At 72.1% G+C, this 18162-nt stretch carries 16 protein-coding genes and 1 riboswitch; of the genes, 1 reads left to right on the top strand and 15 read right to left on the bottom strand.

Annotated features, from left to right (window positions below; translation table 11 throughout):
• Positions 1-476 precede the first annotated feature (476 nt).
• The 4 genes from Actkin_RS18575 to Actkin_RS18560 all read right to left on the bottom strand — a co-directional run bounded on the left by Actkin_RS18575 (position 477) and on the right by Actkin_RS18560 (position 4307).
• Positions 477-1322 (bottom strand): ABC transporter permease, encoded by an 846-nt coding sequence (locus tag Actkin_RS18575; RefSeq protein ID WP_258903583.1) that lies wholly within the window; start codon positions 1320-1322, stop codon positions 477-479.
• Between the two features lie 100 nt (positions 1323-1422).
• A complete protein-coding gene (locus tag Actkin_RS18570) occupies positions 1423-2397 on the bottom strand; it encodes an efflux ABC transporter ATPase subunit, DrrA-related (RefSeq protein ID WP_189210790.1) in 975 nt (324 codons plus the stop codon).
• Positions 2398-2516: 119 nt separating this feature from the next.
• On the bottom strand, positions 2517-3695 hold the full coding sequence (locus tag Actkin_RS18565; protein ID WP_189210789.1) for a cytochrome P450: 1179 nt from the start codon (positions 3693-3695) through the stop codon (positions 2517-2519).
• A gap of 36 nt (positions 3696-3731) precedes the next feature.
• Positions 3732-4307, bottom strand: coding sequence for a TetR/AcrR family transcriptional regulator (locus Actkin_RS18560; RefSeq protein ID WP_258903582.1), 576 nt, complete (start codon positions 4305-4307; stop codon positions 3732-3734).
• Positions 4308-4352: 45 nt separating this feature from the next.
• Here Actkin_RS18560 and Actkin_RS18555 point away from each other — a divergent pair, with 45 nt between their 5' ends.
• Positions 4353-4889: a DinB family protein gene (locus Actkin_RS18555; protein ID WP_373292383.1), complete on the top strand. Its 537-nt coding sequence runs from the start codon at positions 4353-4355 to the stop codon at positions 4887-4889.
• A gap of 625 nt (positions 4890-5514) precedes the next feature.
• Here the strand turns inward: Actkin_RS18555 and Actkin_RS18550 are convergent.
• The 11 genes from Actkin_RS18550 to Actkin_RS18500 all read right to left on the bottom strand — a co-directional run bounded on the left by Actkin_RS18550 (position 5515) and on the right by Actkin_RS18500 (position 17986).
• Positions 5515-5946, bottom strand: coding sequence for a nuclear transport factor 2 family protein (locus Actkin_RS18550; protein ID WP_258903581.1), 432 nt, complete (start codon positions 5944-5946; stop codon positions 5515-5517).
• Positions 5947-6093: 147 nt separating this feature from the next.
• Positions 6094-8373, bottom strand: a complete 2280-nt coding sequence (locus tag Actkin_RS18545; protein WP_308425885.1) for a chitinase C-terminal domain-containing protein — start codon at positions 8371-8373, stop codon at positions 6094-6096.
• 813 nt (positions 8374-9186) lie between these two features.
• Positions 9187-9573 (bottom strand): hypothetical protein, encoded by a 387-nt coding sequence (locus Actkin_RS18540; RefSeq protein ID WP_258903580.1) that lies wholly within the window; start codon positions 9571-9573, stop codon positions 9187-9189.
• Between the two features lie 44 nt (positions 9574-9617).
• Complete coding sequence (locus tag Actkin_RS18535) at positions 9618-10460, bottom strand: aldo/keto reductase (protein WP_189210784.1); 843 nt, start codon at positions 10458-10460, stop codon at positions 9618-9620.
• Positions 10461-10480: 20 nt separating this feature from the next.
• Positions 10481-10840, bottom strand: a complete 360-nt coding sequence (locus tag Actkin_RS18530) for a hypothetical protein (RefSeq protein ID WP_258903579.1) — start codon at positions 10838-10840, stop codon at positions 10481-10483.
• Complete coding sequence (locus tag Actkin_RS18525; RefSeq protein WP_258903578.1) at positions 10837-13530, bottom strand: FtsK/SpoIIIE domain-containing protein; 2694 nt, start codon at positions 13528-13530, stop codon at positions 10837-10839. Before Actkin_RS18525 ends, Actkin_RS18530 begins: the two co-directional genes overlap by 4 nt.
• A complete protein-coding gene (locus tag Actkin_RS18520; RefSeq protein ID WP_189210781.1) occupies positions 13531-13770 on the bottom strand; it encodes a hypothetical protein in 240 nt (79 codons plus the stop codon).
• 107 nt (positions 13771-13877) lie between these two features.
• Complete coding sequence (locus Actkin_RS18515) at positions 13878-14138, bottom strand: hypothetical protein (RefSeq protein ID WP_189210780.1); 261 nt, start codon at positions 14136-14138, stop codon at positions 13878-13880.
• 115 nt (positions 14139-14253) lie between these two features.
• Positions 14254-16263: a precorrin-2 C(20)-methyltransferase gene (locus Actkin_RS18510; protein WP_258903577.1), complete on the bottom strand. Its 2010-nt coding sequence runs from the start codon at positions 16261-16263 to the stop codon at positions 14254-14256.
• The gene (locus Actkin_RS18505; RefSeq protein WP_258903576.1) at positions 16260-16880 is read right to left on the bottom strand and encodes a precorrin-8X methylmutase; all 621 of its coding nucleotides are present in this window, start codon (positions 16878-16880) and stop codon (positions 16260-16262) included. Before Actkin_RS18505 ends, Actkin_RS18510 begins: the two co-directional genes overlap by 4 nt.
• Entirely contained in the window at positions 16877-17986 is a 1110-nt protein-coding gene (locus Actkin_RS18500) for a ferredoxin-like domain-containing protein (RefSeq protein ID WP_189210777.1), read from the bottom strand. Before Actkin_RS18500 ends, Actkin_RS18505 begins: the two co-directional genes overlap by 4 nt.
• A 40-nt stretch (positions 17987-18026) precedes the next feature.
• Positions 18027-18142, top strand: a riboswitch (cobalamin riboswitch).
• Positions 18143-18162 lie beyond the last annotated feature (20 nt).

Here is an 18162-nt window from a genome sequence, read left to right as displayed (position 1 = left end):
ATGATCTGACCACCCAGATGATCTGACCACCCAGATGATCTGACCACCCAGATGATCTGACCACCCAGATGATCTGACCACCCAGATGATCTGACCACCCAGATGATCTGACCATCTGGATGACGTGCCCCTCCAGATGGCGTGACCAGTGGGATGACGTCACCATCCGGATGGTCGCATCATGTGGACGGTCGGCCGATTGCGGATGGTGACATCATCTGAATGATCGCGCCATGTGGATGGCCGTCTCGTTCGGATGGTCACGTCATCCGGAATGATCCGATCCTGACCCGGCTGGGGCTGCTGATCGGGCTGGCTGTTCAGGGGTTGGACCATCCGGCGGCCGTTCGGATGATGTGACCATCCGGGAGCGGCGGCTGGATGATCGCGTCATCTGGATGACCTGATCATCCGGATGATCTCGTCATGCGGGGCCGCGCCCGGGGTCCGGGTGGGACCGCCGGGCGCGGGGGTGGTCAGAGGCGGTTGTACTTGCGCATCGTCAGCCAGCCGAACACCACGGTGAGTACGGCGGAGGCGATTAGGACCCAGGTGATCGCGCCCATGTCCCAGTCGCCCGCCATCATCGAGCGGACGGCGGCCACGAGTTTCGTCACCGGGTTGACCTCGACCGCCGCCTCCAGCCATCCCGGCATCGTCGTCGGCGAGACGAACACATTGGACAGGAACGTCAGCGGGAACAGCACCAGCATGCTGACCCCCATCACCGCCTTCTCCGTGCGCATGATCAGCCCGAACATCGTCCACACCCACGAGAACGCGAACGAGAACACGATCAGCAGCCCGACCCCGGCGGCGACCCCCAGGACGCCGCCGCCCGGTCGGAAGCCCAGGATCAGGCCGACCGCGATGATGACCACTGACGCGATCACGTACCGCAGCAGGTCGCCGAGCAGGTAGCCGACCATCGGTGCCGGGCGCCAGATCGGGAGCGTGCGGAAGCGGTCGAACACGCCCTTCGCGATGTCGGTGTTCACCGCGACCCCGGTGTACATCGTGATCATCACGACGCTCATCACCAGGATGCCCGGCAGCAGGAACTGCAGGTACTCCGTCACCGATCCGGCCAGCGCGCCGCCGAACAGGTAGGTGAACATCAGCGTCATGATGATCGGGAAGGCGGTCACGTCGAACAGCTGCTCGGGCACGTGCTTGATCTTGCGCACCGCCCGCCAGCCGAACGCCGACGACGCCGCCCACGCCGACGGCCGCGGCGGCCGCTCGGCGTCGGTGATCAGCAGTGCTGCCAGGTCCTCGGTCCGCGGCGCGGTGACGACCTCGGGAGCCTCGGTGGTGGTCATGACTGATCCGCCTCCCCGGGATTAACCATGGTGGACAAAGTGGGCTGGGACTTTCCGCGGGTGGCCGGGTCGCGCCTCGGCGCCCGGTGGCCGGAGGCCGTCATGCCGGGACCTCCTGGTTCGCCGGGCGGTCGGTGAGGGCGAGGAAGACCTCGTCGAGGGTGGGCTGGCCGAGGGAGAACGTGTCGACGTGCACGCCCGCCCGGGCCAGTTCGCCGAGCAGCGCCCCCGCGCGGTCGGCAGCGCCCTCCTCGGACACCTCGGCGGACAGCCGCGCCGACAGCGCGACCGGGTCGGCCTCCAGGGTGACCGGCGCAGCCAGCACCCGGGACAGCACCCGCTGCGCCTCCGGCCGCTGGGCGGCGTCGCGCAGCCGCAGGTGCACCGCGCCCGCGCCCACCGACGCCTTCAGCTCGCCCTTCGTGCCCTCGGCGATGACCCGGCCGTGGTCGATGACCGCGATCCGGGACGCCAGCTGGTCGGCCTCGTCGAGGTACTGCGTCGTCAGCAGCACGGTCGTGCCCTGGTTGACGATCGCCCGCACGATGTCCCACACCTGGTTGCGGCTGCGCGGGTCGAGGCCCGTCGTCGGCTCGTCGAGGAACAGCAGGTCCGGGGTGTTGAGGATGCTCGCGGCGATGTCGAGCCGCCGCCGCATGCCCCCGGAGTAGGTCTTCACCTGGCGCTCGCCCGCCTCGGTCAGGCCGAACGCGGCCAGCAGCGCGGCCCCGCGCTCCCGCGCCTGCTGCTTGCGGTGGCCGAGCAGCCTGCCCAGCAGCACCAGGTTCTCCGCGCCGGTCAGGTCCTCGTCGACCGAGGCGTACTGGCCGGTCAGGCTGACCCGCCCGCGCACGGCGTCGGCGTCGCGGATGACGTCACGGCCGAAGACCCTGGCCTCGCCCGCGTCCGGCCGCAGCAGCGTGGCCAGCACCTTCACCGCGGTCGTCTTGCCCGCGCCATTGGGGCCAAGTACCCCGTACACAGTGCCCGCGGGCACCGTCAGGTCCAGTCCGTCGAGTGCTCGTTTCTCCCCGAACACCTTCACCAGACCCGAAGTCTCGATCGCAGTCGTCACCTCGGTCCTCCCTGTCGTGCTTGCTCACCAGGAAGGCGCGAGACGGGCCGCTAGATCCGATCTGGCACCCCCGCACCGAGTGCGAGACTACTCCCGCACCGGCGAGGGGGCGAGTCGTTTTACCAGGTCACGGGCATCTTGCGGGGCCCGCGGACGAGCATGGCAGTCTTCCACTCCGGCTCGTCGGCCAACTGCAGCCCGGGCAGCCGCGCGGTCAGCTCGCGCAGCGCCTCCTGCAGCTCCAGCCGGGCCAGCGGCGCGCCGAGGCAGTGGTGGGCGCCGTGGCCGAAGCCCATGTGCGAGTTCTGCGGCCGGTCGAAGTGCAGCGTCTCCGGGTCGGTGAAGCGGGCTTCGTCGCGGTTGGCCGAGCCCACGGCGACCAGGACCGGCTCGCCCGCGCGGACCAGCTGGCCGCCGACCTCGATGTCCTCGGTGGCGTACCGGGGGAAAGCGCCGCCGACGCCGAGCGGGATGTAGCGCAGCAGCTCCTCGACCGCGCCGGGGATGCGGTCGGGGTGCTCGCCGAGCTCGGTCCAGCGGTCGTTGGCCAGCAGGACGTGCACGAAGTTCGGGATCTGGGTCGCGGTCGTCTCGTGGCCTGCGATGAGGATGCCGTTGCACAGCTGCACCAGCTCGTCGGCGCTGAGCCGCTCGACGTCCTCCTCGCGCGCGGCGATGAGGGCGCTCATCAGGTCGTCCCGGGGCTCGGCCGTGCGCTCGGCGACCAGGCCCGCCATGTACTCGGCCATCTGCACGTAGTTGTCGACGAACTCCTCGGCGGTGAGCGAGCTGGTCGACAGCGCCGCGTCGCTCCACACCCGGAACCGGTCGCGGTCCTCGACGGGCACGCCGAGCATCTCGCAGATGACCTGCACGGGCAGCGGCAGGGCGAACGCGTCGACGAGGTCGACCGGCGGGCCGGTCTCGACCATGGCGTCCAGCAGGTCCTTGGTGATCTCCCGGACGCGCGGGCGCAGCGCCTCGACCCGGCGCACGGTGAACGCCGTCGCGACCAGCTTGCGCAGCCGGGTGTGGTCGGGCGGGTCCATGCCGAGGATGCCGCTGGGCCGCTGCGCCTCGTGCGGGCGCGGCTCGTCCTTGGTGGCGGCCATGGCGCGGCTGAACCGGCGGTCGCCGAGGACCAGCCGGACGTCCTCGTAGCGGGTGGCCAGCCAGGCGGGCTCGCCGTAGGGGAGCCGGACGCGGATCATGCCGGGGGTCTCGCGGAGCTTGCGGTAGGCGGGGTCGAGGTCGAGGCCCTCGTCCCGGTTGAAGGGATAGGCCTGCGGTTCGGTCATGACGCCCCCTCATTGTCAGCACTCGCTGACTGAACGCTACTGAGGGCCCCGCTGAGCGTCAACGGCCGTACGCGCAGCGTCACCCAGGAGGCCGCGCGCCGCCCTGCCGACCAGTTCCCGCGCCCGCTCCCGGTCGGCCGACCCCACCGGGCCGTCCGGGCAGATCTGCTGCACCAGCGCGATGCCGAGGAGCCAGGCGAGCACGAGGTCGGCGCGCAGCAGGGCGTCCTCGTCGGCGTCCTGGCCTGCCAGCGCCAGCCGGTAGGGCTGGGCGACCTGGGTCTCCAGCGCGTCGGCGACCTTGCCGCGCTGCGGGCCGGTGAGGGCGAGCAGCAGCAGGTTGGCCGTCGTGTCGCTGTTGGCGAAGACCGCGCGGATGACGGTGTCGAGCAGGTCGTCGGCGTCGGTGCTCAACGCCCGCCCCGGCGCGGTGAGGACCGCGGCGAGCAGGTCCTCCTTGGTGCCGAAGTAGCGGAAGACCAGCGCCTGGTCGACGCCGACCACGGCCGCGACCTCGCGCACGGAGGTGCGGTCGAAGCCGCGCTCGGTGAACAGTTCGGCGGCGGCCTTCAGCAGTGCCGCCTTGGTCGCCTCCGCGTCCCGCCTGCGCATGTCGATAGACATTACGTGTCGGTGGGATGCGGCAGGATGAACCGCATGGCCGACACACCGCAGTTCTTCTCTCCGGACCTGGAGGGCGAGCGCACCGAGCGCCCGCTCGTCGGGGACGAGCGCACCATGCTCACGTCCTTCCTGGACTGGCACCGGGAGACCTTCCGACTGAAGTGCGCGGGCCTGACCGCCGAGCAGCTGTCCACCCGTTCGGTGGAACCGTCGTCGCTCTCCCTCCACGGCCTGATCCGCCACCTGGCGGGCACCGAACGCTGGTGGTTCCGCATGCAGTTCGCGGGCGAGGACGTCGACCACCTCTACTACGCCGACGACGACCCCGACATGGACTTCGACCGCCTCGACGACGACCCGTTCGAGGCGATGGCGGTGTGGGAGGCCGAGTGCGCCCGCTCCCGCGAGATCGTCGCCGCCGCCGACCTCGAGGACGTCGGCCGCTCCTGGCGCTACGAGAAACCCGTCTCCCTCCGCCGAGTCCTGGTGCACATGCTCGCCGAATACGCCCGCCACAACGGCCACGCCGACCTGCTCCGCGAGCGCATCGACGGCGCCACCGGCCACTAGCCGCCACCACCGTCGCCCGCAGACCAACCGTCGCCGAATCCCCGGTCACGGGCGATGGTTCCGGCGCTGCAGACGTCGCGGCCGACCGGGGCGCGCAGCGTTGTGGGCGACCGGGGCGCGCAGCGTCGTGGGCGACGAGGCATGGCTGGCCTTGAGTAGGCAGCCTGCTCGGGCCACCCCGCTGCCCGCCGCGACCGCCACGCTTGCCGTAGGCGGGGCGGTGCGGGCGCGGGGGAGCCGCCAGCAGCACGACGGCCGATGTTGACGATCGACTGTCCGGCCAGCTCCCGCCGCCAGGTCGGCTTCGCGCGCGGCGTCGCCTGCCTGGGTCGGCTGGTTTGCCGCCCGGGGCTAGCCAGCCGGGGTGAAAGCCCGCGCCACCGCTAGGTCGGCTCGGGGCCGCATCGTCGCCTGGCCAGCTCCGGCCGCTAGGTCGGCTCCGCGCGCCGCATCATCTGCCTGGACCGGCTGGTTCGCCGGCCAAGGGGGCTGGCCTGCTGGGGCGAAAGCCCGCGCCACCGCCAGGTTCGCGCGGCGGCCGCGTCGTTGCCCGGCCAGCTCCCGCCGCCAGGCTGGCTCCGCATGCCGCGTCGTCTGCCTGGGTCGGCTGGTTCGCCGCCGGGGGCTAGCCTGCCGGGGCGAAAGCCCGCGCCACCGCCAGGCTGTCCTCGTAGACGTGGTGGCGGGTGATCAGCCCGTCCTCCACCGTGAGGTGTAACGCGAAGCGGGCGCGGTAGGCGCGGCCGGTGGGGCGGGCGGTCTGCCGGATCTCGCCGAGGACGACGGCGTCGCCGCCGTCGACGATGACGCGTTCGACCTGGGTGTCGACCTGCTCGGGGACGTGGTGTTCGACCAATTCGCGGTAGTGGTCGGCCGCGTCCGCCCTGGTCGACCGGGGGCGGATCCAGGGCGTCTCCGCGCGGCCGTGTTCGTCGGCGGGCCAGTTGAGCCGCCAGTCGATGTCGTCGGCGTACAGCTCGGCGACGCGGGTCGGGTCGCCTTCGCCGATGCGGCGGAGGAGTTCGGTCACGGTGTCCCGTGTGGTGGATGTCGTCATGGCTCCATCCTGTCCAAAACGGTGGGACCGTGCCGCGAGTTATCCACAGGCGCCGGCCGTCCCCCTGGAACAGCGGGGACGGCCGGGTCGTGGTGTGCGGTGCGGCGGGCGGGATGGGCGTCCGTCCGCCGCACCGCGGTCAGTGGGTCAGCAGGGGCCCATGTCCTGCCACACTCCCCATTGGCCGGAGAGGTCCGGGCGGTCGCCCTGGGTCCACCACTTGGCGCGGTAGAGCTTGCCTTGGTAGGAGACCGTGTTGCCGCCCGTGTAGACCTTCGTCGCCTCCCAGGCCGGGGCCGAGCAGGCGGGCGGGGTCGTCGTCGTGGTCGTCGTCGGGTCGGTCGTGCCGGTGGTCGTCGTCGTGGTCGGCGGGGTGTCGGTGGAGCCGCGGGCGTGGTCCTGCGTCACCGCGTAGGACTTGCCGCCGAAGGTCACCGTGATGTTGGCCAGCTGCGTGATCGGCAGGTAGTAGACCAACTGCACCTCGGCGCTCGCCCCCGGCGCCAGCGTCTGCCAGGACGGGGTCTTCAGCGACATGCGGTGCAGGTCGCCGCGGATGCCTCCCACGTTCGGCCCGGTGTGCTCGCTGGACACCACCGACAGGCTCCAGCCGGACTGCTGGCCCATGGTCGGCGGCGCCGACGTGCCGTAGTCGAACTGGATCTCCGTGCCGCCCGGCAGCGGGCTGCTGGAGTTGTTGGTGACGCGCAGCTTCGGGCTGATCGGGTAGTTCGAGTCGCCCACGGGGAAGCCGTGCAGCTCCAGCTTCACGTCCAGCGCCTCGGTCGGCATGGTCCGCTTGGCCTTCTTGTTGCCGTACGGCGCGGCGTCGCGGAACGTGTCGTACATCAGCGTGGTGAGGGTGTCGCCCATGAAGTACTCGCCGCGGGTGGCGTCGAAGTCGTAGTCGCCCGCGAGCTCCCACATCATGATGCCGCCGATGCCCTGGTCCGCCACGTACCGCGCCTTGGCCGCGATCGAGGTCTCGTCCTCGGTGGACAGGAACACCTTCTTGTCGTTGTTCCACAGCCACGGCGCGACGAGCGTCGAGTCGTAGTGGCGGGTGTAGGTGCCGGTGACGCGGTCCTCGGGGTTGGTCGCCGGGTCGAGGCCGTACTCGTCGAGGTAGCTCGGGGTGCGGCCGTCCTGCAGGTTCTTGGCGTGCCACATCGGGTTGCTGCCCGCGGGCACCTCGCCGCCGAGCTTGTCGAGGTCGTGCCAGAGGTTGTCGATGCCCACGGCGCCGTTGCCGCACGGCACGGTCGAGCCGACGGTGCCTCCGGTGCCCGGCGGGCACTTGGTCTGGTCGGGCAGTGCCGCGCGGCCCCAGAGGCCGTTCGTGCCGCCGGTGACGCCACGCCAGCCGCGGGTGTAGTACGGGACGCCGATGTTGATGCGGCCCGCGGGCATGTGGCCGCGGAAGTAGTGGTATGCCCAGTCGGTGTTCAGGTAGCCGAGACCGCCGTACTGGCTGGTGTTGTAGTAGTTCCAGTGCACCAGCTCGGCGTCGCGGCCGTCGTCGTACAGCGCGGCGTTGGGGCCGACGAAGTGGTTCCAGGCGCCGTGCAGGTCGTACGACATGACGTTGACGTAGTCCAGGTACTGGGTGACCTGGTAGTTCTCCATGCCGCGCAGCATGTAGCCGGACGACGGCGCGGCCACGGTCAGCATGTAGTACTTGTTGTCCGCGACGCTGGCGGCGTCGAGCTTCTCGCGCAGCGTCTTCATCAGCGTCACGTACCCGGCCATCAGGCGGGCGCGGCGCGGGTTGGAGAAGGAGAAGTCGTCCGGGTTGCCGGAGTTGTTCATCGACGTGGCGTACTCGTAGTCGATGTCGACGCCGTTGAAGCCGTACTTGCGGATGAACTCCACCGCGGAGTCGGCGAAGGCGGAGATCTTCGCGGTGGAGTCGGTGAGGGTGTAGAAACCGCCGTCGGCGACGCGGGAGCCGTCGGCGGCGAAGTGGCCGCCGGTCTCGGCCCAGCCGCCGACCGAGATCAGCGTCTTGACCTGCGGGTGCTGCTTCTTGTACTTGGTCAGCTGGTTGAAGTGGCCCTTGTACGGCAGCGACGGGTCCATCTCCGCGCCGGGGACGCCGGGCCACTCCATGCCGGTGGCGGGGTTGTTGGGCCCGTCGGGCCCGACGCTCAGCTTGCCCGCCGAGTCGATGTGCCCGAAGGCGTAGTTGATGTGGGTGACCTTGGTCCAGGGGATGTCCTTGGGCAGGTACGCGGGCTGGCCGTTCTTGCCGGTGCGCCAGCTGGTGAAGTACCCGATCACGCGGCGCGGGTGGTCCGCGCCCATGCTCTCGCGGCCCTCGGTGTCATAGGCCAGGCAATATGGGACGTTCAGCGTCCCCGTCCGCGCGAGCCCGTCCGGGCGGCACGCCGCGTGGTCGGCCGCGTGGGACGTCGCGGGCAGGATCACGCCTATTCCGGTTAGCACTGCGAGCAGAAACGCCAGGGGGAGGCTCTTTCTGGCCACGCTGCACCTCCAACGTTGCAGGGTTGGGGGGGAGCGTATTGGTCTAAACCAATGTACGTCAATGATCGTGCGCCGGACGGGGCCATACCGCGTGGCTATGGCCAACTGGGATGAGCGCGCTCCACCCGCCGTGCGGGAATCTACGAACCGACCCGATCGGTGACGCGGCTGGACGCCGGCAGACGCGCAGGTCTGCGCCGCGGTTGCGAGCAGGAGTGGCTCAGGAGGCGGCCGTCGCCCGGGTTCCGGTGGCGCCGTGCGCCGCCGGTGCCGCTGGCATGGCGCCCGCCCACGGCACCGGCGCGCCCGTCACGGCCCGCCGAGTGGCGGACCGATGACAGGGGCGGCCGCCACCTGCGCGTACGCCGGGTGGGCGAGCACCCGACGGACGCGACGTTGGAGGGCGGGGCCGGGTGAACCTCACGCACCCGGCCCCGCTAGACGTGCTTGTTCCCGAGCGGTCCGGTGCTGCTGTCGGCGTGGGTGCCGCTCTGTTCTAGAGATTAAGAGCGTCCTCGCCGGACGGGCAGGTCTCCGGGAGGGTCGGGCTTGCCTGCCATCCCGTCGACCTCCCGGAGGGTTACCACAGCCAGGGCGGGGGTGCGGAGCTTGCGTTTTCGCTTGTCAGAGCCCCAGGGGGCTCTGCCTTGCAAGTTCCGGTTTCGTGGGGGGCCGCACCCCCGCCCTGGCTGTGGTAAGGCTGCGCCAGGTCGACGGGATGGCAGGCAAGCCCTGCGTGGGTGGGTGGATGGTTTGTCAGCCGCTGCGGGGGCCTGATACGGCGCGGTGGAGCATTCCGGCTGCTGTGACCAGGTGGTGTAGGGCTGCCTTGCGTAGGCGTTCCTCATCCGCGTTGCGGACTAGGACTCGGAGGTCGCGGTGGTGGGTTGTGCAGTGGTCGTTGGCTTCTGTCAGGACTGTTAGGCACTTCTCGGTGACTGCGGCTACTCCGGTCAGGTCGATGACCACCATGCCCGCCCTGGTCGACGCCAGGCAGACGGCGGTGACCAGGTCGGCCCAGGCGGACTCGTCGGCTGGGGTCAGTTCGCCTGCGGCGGTGACCACCAGTGCGTATCCGAGTCTGCGGACGCTCAGTCTGGTGGTCGTGTCGGCCCAGGTCCGTCGTCCGCGCTGCGCTGCCATACCCCCGAGACCTCCGGGGGTGGGAAAAGGTTGCCGTGGCGGGGTCAGGCCACAGCGGCGTTCAGGGTGGCGATGTGGGCCGGGGTCAGCTCGACGGTGGCCGCGGCCGCCGAGTCGGTGATGCTCTCCGGGCGGGAGGCGCCGGGAATGGGGATCACCACCGGGGACTTGGCCAGCATCCACGCCAGGCACACCCGCTGCGGGCTCACGCCCAGCTCAGCGCCCACCGCGGCGAAGGCGCCGCCCAGGGCACCCGCCGAGCTGATGCCGCCCAGCGGGCTCCACGGCAGGAACGCGACGCCCAGTTCGTCGCACAGCTCCAGCTCGGGCGCGCTCGACTGGAACGTGGGGGAGTACTGGTTCTGCACCGCCGCCAGCCGTCCGCCCAGGATCTTGTGGGCCATCCTGATCTCGTCCGGGTCGAAGTTCGACACGCCGGCCATGCGGATCTTGCCCTCGTCGAGCAGCTCAGCCAGAGCGCCGACCGACTCGGCCACCGGGACCGCCGGGTCCGGCCGGTGGAACTGGTACAGGTCGATCCGCTCGACCCCCAGCCTGCGCAGCGACGCGTCGCACGCCCGGCGCAGGTACTCGGGGCGGCCGTCGAGGCCCCAGCCGCCGCCCGGGGTGCGGGTGTGGCCGCCCTTGGTGGCGATCAGCACGTCCGCGCCCCTGGTCGCCTCGGCGATCAGCTCCTCGTTGTGGCCGAAGTCGGTCTCGTCCAGCGAGTAGGCGTCCGCGGTGTCGATGAGGGTCACGCCCGCGTCGACCGCGGCGCGGATCGTGGCGATCGCGCGGTCGCGGTCCGGCCTGCCCGCGATGGACATGGGCATGCCGCCGAGCCCGATCGCGCCGACCCGGACGTCGCCCAGCTGTCGCGTCTGCATACCGCCGATCGTGCCAAAGATCAGGGGAGCTTGCGCGGCCACAGGGCGCGGCGCAGGGCGACGCGGAACGCCGAGGTCGCGGGCTCGACCTCGGCCAGGTGCGCGTTCAGCCTGCGGGGATCGGCGCCCGGGTCCGGCGCTGGCGGGGTCAGGTCGAGCCACACCAGCGAGGTCAGGTTCCTGGTCACGTTCGACCACCAGCCGGTGATCTCCCTGGTCACGTCCGCCTCGCGCGCCGACGCGGCGGTGATGGCCTTGCTCGCGTCGCGGATGTGCTCGGTCAGCTCCAGGGCGCGGCGCTGCTCGTGCTTGCGGTGGGTGTCCGCGGCCTGGTGCGCGGTGTCCAGCAGGCGCTTGTACTCGGCAACAGGGTCGTTCACGCCGTGTCCACCACCTTCGGGATGTCCAGCGCCGACGAGGTGTCGAACGGGATCAGCACGTCCGGGTGGGTGTGCGTGGTGCGGTCGAAGAAGATCGCCCGCTGCGGGCGCGGCGACCAGTCGACCACCTGGCCCGCCGCCAGCGTCGTCAGCTCGCTGCCCTGCACGTCCAGCGCCACCCACGCCCCGATGTCGTCGAACCCGCCGAACCCCATCGTGTCCTTCAACCGGGCGACGCCGCGCCACCAGCCCAGCACGTGCACGCGGTGCGCGGGACCGTCGCGCAGCAGCGCGCGCAGCCGGTCGAGGCCGCTGGTCATGCTCGGCGGCTCCTTGGCCTCCAGCCAGCGGTGCGCGCCGTCCACGCACGGGAAGATCACATAGCGCGGCCGCTCCGCGGTCGCCGGGGTCAGCCGGGCGATGCTGTCGTCGAGGCGCAGGTCCACGTCGTGGCCCATCGTCCGCAGCCGCTCGGCCAGCCCCTCGGCGCGCCGGGCCAGCGCGGGCACCGGGCACCAGACGCTGAAGTCGCAGTCGCCCGGGACGTGCATCCTGGCCAGCGACAGCGCCGCGCTCTCCAGCACGGCGAACGCGTCGGCGACCGCGGTGCCCAGGACCGCCAGGTTGCGCCCCGGCGCGGCCTCCAGCCGCAGGATCGCCGCCCGGTCGTTGACGTCGATGATCTGGCCGAGCAGCGGCCCGGACGGCGTGGCGAAGTCGGCGGCGTGGACCAGGTCCGGCTGGTGGGCGCCGTCGAACAGCCGGGGCGGCGCCGTCGGCAGGGCCGCGTGCAGGTCCCGCTGCAGCAGGTCGAACGTGCCCCGGCTCGACGCGTCGGGCACGTGCGCGACCTCGTTGCCGTGGCCGACGCCGGAGTCGTGGTTGACCACGACGTGCCAGCGCGGCAGCGACATCGCGGCCAGGTTCTGCTCGGCGAGCACCCGCTTCGCCTTGGGCATCGCGATGCGCAGCGTGCACTGCTCGAACACCGCGGGCTTGCCCCAGAACGCCTCGATCCCGGCGATGTCCTGGCTGGCCAGCACCAGGTGGATGCCCTGCGAGCGGCCCCGCCGCGCCACGTCCTCCAGCAGCGCGGCCGCCTGCTGGGTGATCCGGTCGCGGCCGCTGAACAGCGCCTGGAACTCGTCGATCACCGCGACGATCCTCGGCCAGTGCCCGTCCGGGTCGGCCTCGCGCAGCTCGGCCAGCTTGGTCACCTCGTGCCGCTTGGCCGCCTCGGCGCGGCGGGCCAGCTCGGCGGTGAGGAACCGCAGCAGCGCCAGCCCGAACTCGCGGTCGGTGTTGACGTTCACCCCGACCAGCCGGGCCTGCGGCAGGAAGCTCGGGTCCTTGCTGCCGGGGGTCAGCCCGGCGAAGGACACGCCCTCCTTGAAGTCCAGCAGGTACAGCTCCAGCTCCATCGGCGAGTACCGCGACGCAAGGCCGCCGATGAGGGCGTAGAGGAAGTTCGTCTTGCCTGACCCGCTCGGGCCCGCGATCAGCGCGTGCGGGGTGGCGTCGCCCAGCACGACCTCCACCGGCTCACCCTCGGCGAACCCGATCGGGGTGCGCAGCTCATCGCGCGCGAAGTGCCGGGGCGCGGGGGCCAGCAGGTCGGCGAAGGAGCGCGGGCCGCCGCGGAACGCGCGCACCCGCTCGTGCACCCCGCTCGCCAGCGCGGCGACCTCGGCGGCGGGCAGCGGCGGGTCCGGCCGGACCACGACGCCGCGCCCGGTCATGCTGGAGGTCGCCACGTCCGGGCCGGTGAATGTGATGGTCTCCAGTGGACTGTTCACCGACACCGGCACGTCGACCAGCACCAGGTGCACGCCCGCGTCCGGGCCGGTGCGGGCGACCCGGCTCAGCTCGTGGGTCAGCTCGTCGGGCAGCCGCTCGCCGTTGCCGAACAGCACCGCCACCCGCCACGGGTCGCCCGGCCCGTGCGCGGTGCGGCGGCCGTCGCGCAGCGCGCTGTCGTGGGCGCGCCGGATGTGCCCGGCGAGGGTCGCCAGCAGGTCGCCGAGCAGCGTGGGGTCGTGCACGGTCAGCAGCCGCTCGGCGCTGAGCGGGTGCAGGTTGGGCAGCGGGCCGGTGAGGTGGCCGATGTCCCAGATGTGGATGCGCAGCTGGCCGGGGGCGAGGGTGGCCAGCATCCGGGCCAGCAGCGTCTCGACGATCGCGTCCACGGCGGCCCTGGCGCCGTGCGTCGAGTTGATCCGCAGGTGGCCGTGCCCCAGCAGCGGGACGGCCAGCGGGAACTCGTCGGCGGCGTGCTCGACCGCAGCCCGTCCCACCCGCCACAGCCGGGGCGGCTCCCCGCCCGTGCCGGGGACGCGCAGCCAGTCGTGGCCCTCCGCGCCCGCCGCGCCGGGCGCCGCGTCGGCGACCAGGGCGCGCACCTGCGGGAGGACGGCGGTGTTCCACTCGGTGTAGCTGCGGTCGCGCTCGGCCTCCAGCCGCTGCCACACCTCGCGCAGCACCGGGTCGGCGTCGACCCTGGCCCTGATGTCCTTGGACCGCGCGGCCGCGCCGAACCCCATCGAGTGCACCGAGTGCTCGAACTCGGCGCGCGCCCGGTCGGCCTCGGCGGCCGTCCGGGCGGCGGCGGCCGCGCCCAGCGCGCGGCCGAGCACGGTGCGCAGGGTGGCCAGCGCGGCGTTCGCCCGCCGCCTGCGGTCGGCCTTGCCCATCTACAGCCTCGTCACGTAGTCGGCGATGGTCTCCCTGGCCGCGGCGGCCAGCGCGACCACCCTGGTCAGCTCGGCGATCGCCAGGTCGAGTTCGGCAGGGCACCAGCCGTCGGGGGAGATCCTGGTCAGGATGGCCCGCGCGGAGGTCAGCTCGCGCAGGGCGGTGTCGGCGCTGGCCGCGGCCGCGGCCAGGGTGGTCATGACCTGGCCCAGCGTGGCCGCGTACTCCCTGATGCTCACGCCCACCTCCTCGTCCATCGCAAGATAGCGCCGAGGTCACGATCGGGCGAGAGGGCTGCTCCATCAGGGCGAACGCGCACCACAGTGGACGGTGCGGTCCTAAGTGGTCAGATCTGCGCGTTCCAGGTCTCCATCGCGGTGATCGACGCCTGCGCGCTGCCCTGGATGTCCGTCAGGCCCTGCAGGGCCTGGGCGAGCATGCCGAGCGCCTGCGGGGCCTCCGGGCGCGAGGTGCCCTGGGAGGCGTTCGCCAGGAGGGTGCGCGCCTCGTCCCACTGCATCGCCGCCTGGGTGAGCGCCTGGATGCCCGCCTGCACTTTCTCGGTGGCCGCGGCGACTCCCGCCTTGGACTCCTCAATACCCGCCATGCCCTGTGAACCTACCCGGTCTTGATCTCCGTCGCCGCAGGCAGGGTGGCCGCTTTCCGGGGGCGACCGTGTCAGTAGGATCTTTGTTCACGAGTATTTAGGACACCCGTAACGTTTAACTTCCGCCATATGTGCGCGGAGTGAAGACGGCGAGCGTCCCGTCGGGTCGCCGGATGGTGCGGGTGCGCGAACTCCCGACGAGCAGCAGACACCGCATGTCGACGGTCGCCGGGTCGAGGTCCGCCAACCGGGTGATCCGCAGGCTCTCCTCGGGTCCCCCCACGTCCCGCCCGATCACGACCGGCGTGTCCGGGGACCGGTGCTCCAGCAGCAGATCCCGCGCCTGCCCGAGCTGCCACCGCCGCGCCTTGGACGCGGGGTTGTAGATCGCGATGGCGAAGTCCGCCTGCGCCGCCGCGGTCAACCTCCGCACGATCACCTCCCACGGCTTGAGGCGGTCGGACAGCGAGATCGTGCAGTAGTCGTGCCCGAGCGGCGCCCCCGCCTTCGCGGCCACCGCGTGGGCGGCGGTGACCCCGGGCAGCACCCGCACGGGCACCTCTCGCCACAGGGGGTCGTCGGCGACCTCCAGGACGGCGGTCGCCATCGCGAAGACCCCGGGATCCCCGGAGGAGACCACGGCCACCCTGCGCCCCCGCTTGGCCAGATCAAGCGCGAACGCGGCCCGCTCGGCCTCGACCTGGTTGTCGGAGAGGTGACGGCGCTGGCGGGGGTTGTGGGGGACGCGGTTGAGGTAGGTGGTGTAGCCGACGAGGTCGTCAGCGGTCCCGAGCGCTTCTTGCGCTTCCGGGGTGAGCCAGGGGCGACCAGCGGGACCGAGGCCGACGACGACCACCTCCCCTCGGGGGTGGTGCGGGGCCGGGGACGCGGCCGGTTGGGAGGCTTCGTCGCTCTGCCCGGCTGGGTGGGTTGCGGCTTCGCTTTGCTCGGCCCCTGTCTTGGTTTGTCCGATCGGGGTCGCTGCTTCCCTTTCCCCGATGGGCGCTGTGGTCCCGCGTGGCTCGGCTGTTGCGGCTCCGCTTTGCCAGGTGCGCGCTGCCGTCCCGCTTCGCTCTGCCGCCGATTCGCCGTGCCCGACGTGCGTGGCCGTACCGTCTTGCTCGACCGTTGTTGCCGCTCCGCCTTGCCCGGCCGGTTCACCGCGCCCGAACGGCGCGGCCGTCCCGCTCTGCCCGGCTGCCGCCGCCTCGCCCTGTGCGGCCTGCATTCCCGTGTCGCCGTTCGTGGCCGTCTCGCCTGCGGCGCGTCCGTTGCCCTCGCCCGAAGTTATCCACAGGCCCGAAGATTCACCCTCTTGACAAGTTCCCGCAGGCGTATCGTGGAAAGAAAGGGCGGACTGCCCCCGGTTGGGGCGGGGACTGTCCATGTGGGGTGTGGGGGGTGTGGAATTGAGCGGGCTGGGGAGTACGGCTAGGGAGAAGTAGGGGACGGTGGTGGGGTCCACTTCGGACAGAGGGAGGACGCGGCCGGTGTTCCAGGTGGCGCGTTCGACGTAGAGGGCGCGGTCCAGTTTGCCTGCTGCCTCGAAGGCGGCGCGGACCTTGGGGAAGGTGCGGCCCAGTTTGAGGACCGCTGCGGAGTCCGTGGTCGCCAGGTGGGATGTCAGGGATTCGGCGGGGAGGGTGCCGGGGAGGATGGTGAGGACTTCCTCGCCCTCCACCAACGGGCGGCGCAATACCGCTGATGCCGCGCTCACCGACGTCACGCCTGGGACCACCACGGTCGGGTAGCGGTCGCACAGGCGCTTGTGCATGTGCATGTACGACCCGTAGAACATGGGGTCGCCCTCGGCGAGGACCACCACGTCCCGGCCTGCGTCCAAATGGGACGCCAGGCGGGCGGCGCTCTCGGTGTAGAAGTCGGCCATCGCGCCCGCGTAGCCGCCGGGGTGGTCGGTGGTCTCGACGGTCAGCGGGTAGACCAGCTGCTCCTCGATCTGCCCCTCGCGCAGGTACGGCTCGGCCACGCCGCGGGCGATGGAGCGGCCGTGGCGGGCGCTGTGGTAGGCGATGACCTGGGCCGCGGAGATCAGGCGGGCGGCCTTGACCGTCACCAGTTCCGGGTCGCCGGGGCCCAGGCCGACGCCGTAGAGGGTGCCGGTCATTCGGCGTCGCTCGCGATCGCGTTGACGGCGGCGGCGGCCATGGCGCTGCCGCCGCGCCGTCCTCGGACCACCAGGTGTGGCAGGCCGGACTCCATCAGCGCCTCCTTCGACTCCGCCGCCCCGATGAACCCGACGGGGACGCCCAGGACGGCGGCAGGCGTTCCCGCCCCCGCCGCCACCATCTCCAGCAGCCGGAACAGCGCCGTCGGGGCGTTCCCGACGGCCACGACCGCACCCGCCAGGTGTGGCCGCCACAACTCCATCGCCGCCGCGCTCCTGGTCGTGCGCAACTCCGCCGCCAAGCCGGGGACGGCCGGGTCGGACAGCGTGCACACGACCTCGTTGTCGGCGTGCAGCCGCGCCCGGGTGACGCCGGAGGCGACCATCTGCGCGTCGCACAGGATCGGGGCGCCCGCGTCGAGGGCGGCGCGGGCCGCGGCGACGACCCCCGGCGAGTACGCGACGTCGCGCACCAGGTCCACCATGCCGCACGCGTGGATCATGCGGACCACGACGCGGGCCACGTCCTCCGGCAGCCCGGCCAGGTCGGCCTCCGCGCGGATCGTGGCGAACGAGCGGCGGTAGATCTCCGCGCCGTCCCTGATGTAGTCGGTCACCTCTGCTCCTGCCTCGCCTCGGCGGCCGCACCGGCCACCGCACCACCGGAAACCCATCGGCCGTCGACCTCGTACCCGCCGTCGACCGCCACCACGTCCACCACGTCGCCCGCGGGCCGCCCGCAGCGGCGCGCGCAGCCCGCGAAGTGCACCGGACGCCCCGAACGGGTGATCCGCAAGGCGTCCGCCCGCACGTCGGCCAGCGACTTCGCGCACCCGGGCGCGCCCGTGCACGCCGTCACCCCGATGCCCGCCGCCGCCGGGTCGACCACCAGGCCCACCGCGGTCAGCTCCGCCACCGAACCACGCGGGACCACGACCCCGCGCCACGGCGTGATCACCACGTGCTCCGCCTTGATCAACACCGCGAGCTGCCGGTCGTCCAGCCGCCCGAGCGGGACGGCCGCGCCGACGGCGTCGCCGATCCGACCCAGCGGCCCACCCGTCGGCGGCCGTCCGCGCGGAACGCGCTCGGGCGAGGTCCCGAGCCGGTCGGCGATCTTCGCCACATCCGGCCCCAGCTCGGCCATCCGCCACTGCCCGTCGCGGATCTCCAGGAACGCGCGCGCCGCGGCCAGCATGGCCTCGACAGGGTCGCAGACGCGGACGCCGTGGTCCTCCCCGCCCAGCAGGATCGCGAACCGCGCGCCGACCGGCAGCGCGGCGACGTCCGCGCCGAGCCAGGCCACGTCGCCCGCGCCGGAGTCCAGCGCGAAGAGGAACCGCCCCGGGAGCGCTGCCAGCGCCGGATCGGCGCACAGCGCGGCGTCCAGCGCGGCCGCGCCGTGGTCGCCCGGCGGCGAGGACATGATGTTGCGCACTTTCTCGTGGGAGATCGACGGCAGCAGCCCGGCCGCCGCCAGCCGCGCCCCCAACTCCGCCGGACCCCGCGGTCCCAGCCCGCGGATCTGGACGTTGGCCCGCGAGGTCAGCTCCAGCCCGCCGGAGCCCAGCTCCCGCGCGGCCGCGGCGAGCACGCTGAGCTGCGCGGACGTGATCCGGCCGCCCGGCAGCCGCACCCTGGCCAGACCCCCGTCGGCTGCCTGGTGCACATCGAGCGCGCCGGGGCAGGCGTCGGCGCCCGAGCGGCGGTTCTGGTGGGACACGCCCCGAATATAAGGTGAGCCCGACGAGGCGACGGCAACGGAGGAAGCCGGTGCGAGTCCGGCGCGGTCCCGCCACTGTCACCGGGGAGCGAACCCTGCTAGCGGCCACCGAGAGGGAAGGCCAGGGGGAACGACGATCCGGGAGCCAGGACACTCCGCCGTCGCGTCCCTCACGA

Origin of the sequence: Actinokineospora sp. UTMC 2448 (assembly GCF_024760565.1) — a bacterium.
Lineage (GTDB): Bacteria > Actinomycetota > Actinomycetes > Mycobacteriales > Pseudonocardiaceae > Actinokineospora > Actinokineospora fastidiosa.
Note: the sequence above shows the minus strand (reverse complement) of the source record. Positions and strands in the feature narration are given on the sequence as shown.

Coding starts and splice junctions, on each gene's coding strand:
- Actkin_RS18575 (WP_258903583.1), bottom strand. CDS start 1,322: ATGACCACCACCGAGGCTCCCGAGGTCGTCACCGCGCCGCGGACCGAG.
- Actkin_RS18565 (WP_189210789.1), bottom strand. CDS start 3,695: ATGACCGAACCGCAGGCCTATCCCTTCAACCGGGACGAGGGCCTCGAC.
- Actkin_RS18560 (WP_258903582.1), bottom strand. CDS start 4,307: ATGCGCAGGCGGGACGCGGAGGCGACCAAGGCGGCACTGCTGAAGGCC.
- Actkin_RS18555 (WP_373292383.1), top strand. CDS start 4,353: ATGGCCGACACACCGCAGTTCTTCTCTCCGGACCTGGAGGGCGAGCGC.
- Actkin_RS18550 (WP_258903581.1), bottom strand. CDS start 5,946: ATGACGACATCCACCACACGGGACACCGTGACCGAACTCCTCCGCCGC.
- Actkin_RS18540 (WP_258903580.1), bottom strand. CDS start 9,573: ATGGCAGCGCAGCGCGGACGACGGACCTGGGCCGACACGACCACCAGA.
- Actkin_RS18535 (WP_189210784.1), bottom strand. CDS start 10,460: ATGCAGACGCGACAGCTGGGCGACGTCCGGGTCGGCGCGATCGGGCTC.
- Actkin_RS18525 (WP_258903578.1), bottom strand. CDS start 13,530: ATGGGCAAGGCCGACCGCAGGCGGCGGGCGAACGCCGCGCTGGCCACC.
- Actkin_RS18515 (WP_189210780.1), bottom strand. CDS start 14,138: ATGGCGGGTATTGAGGAGTCCAAGGCGGGAGTCGCCGCGGCCACCGAG.
- Actkin_RS18510 (WP_258903577.1), bottom strand. CDS start 16,263: ATGACCGGCACCCTCTACGGCGTCGGCCTGGGCCCCGGCGACCCGGAA.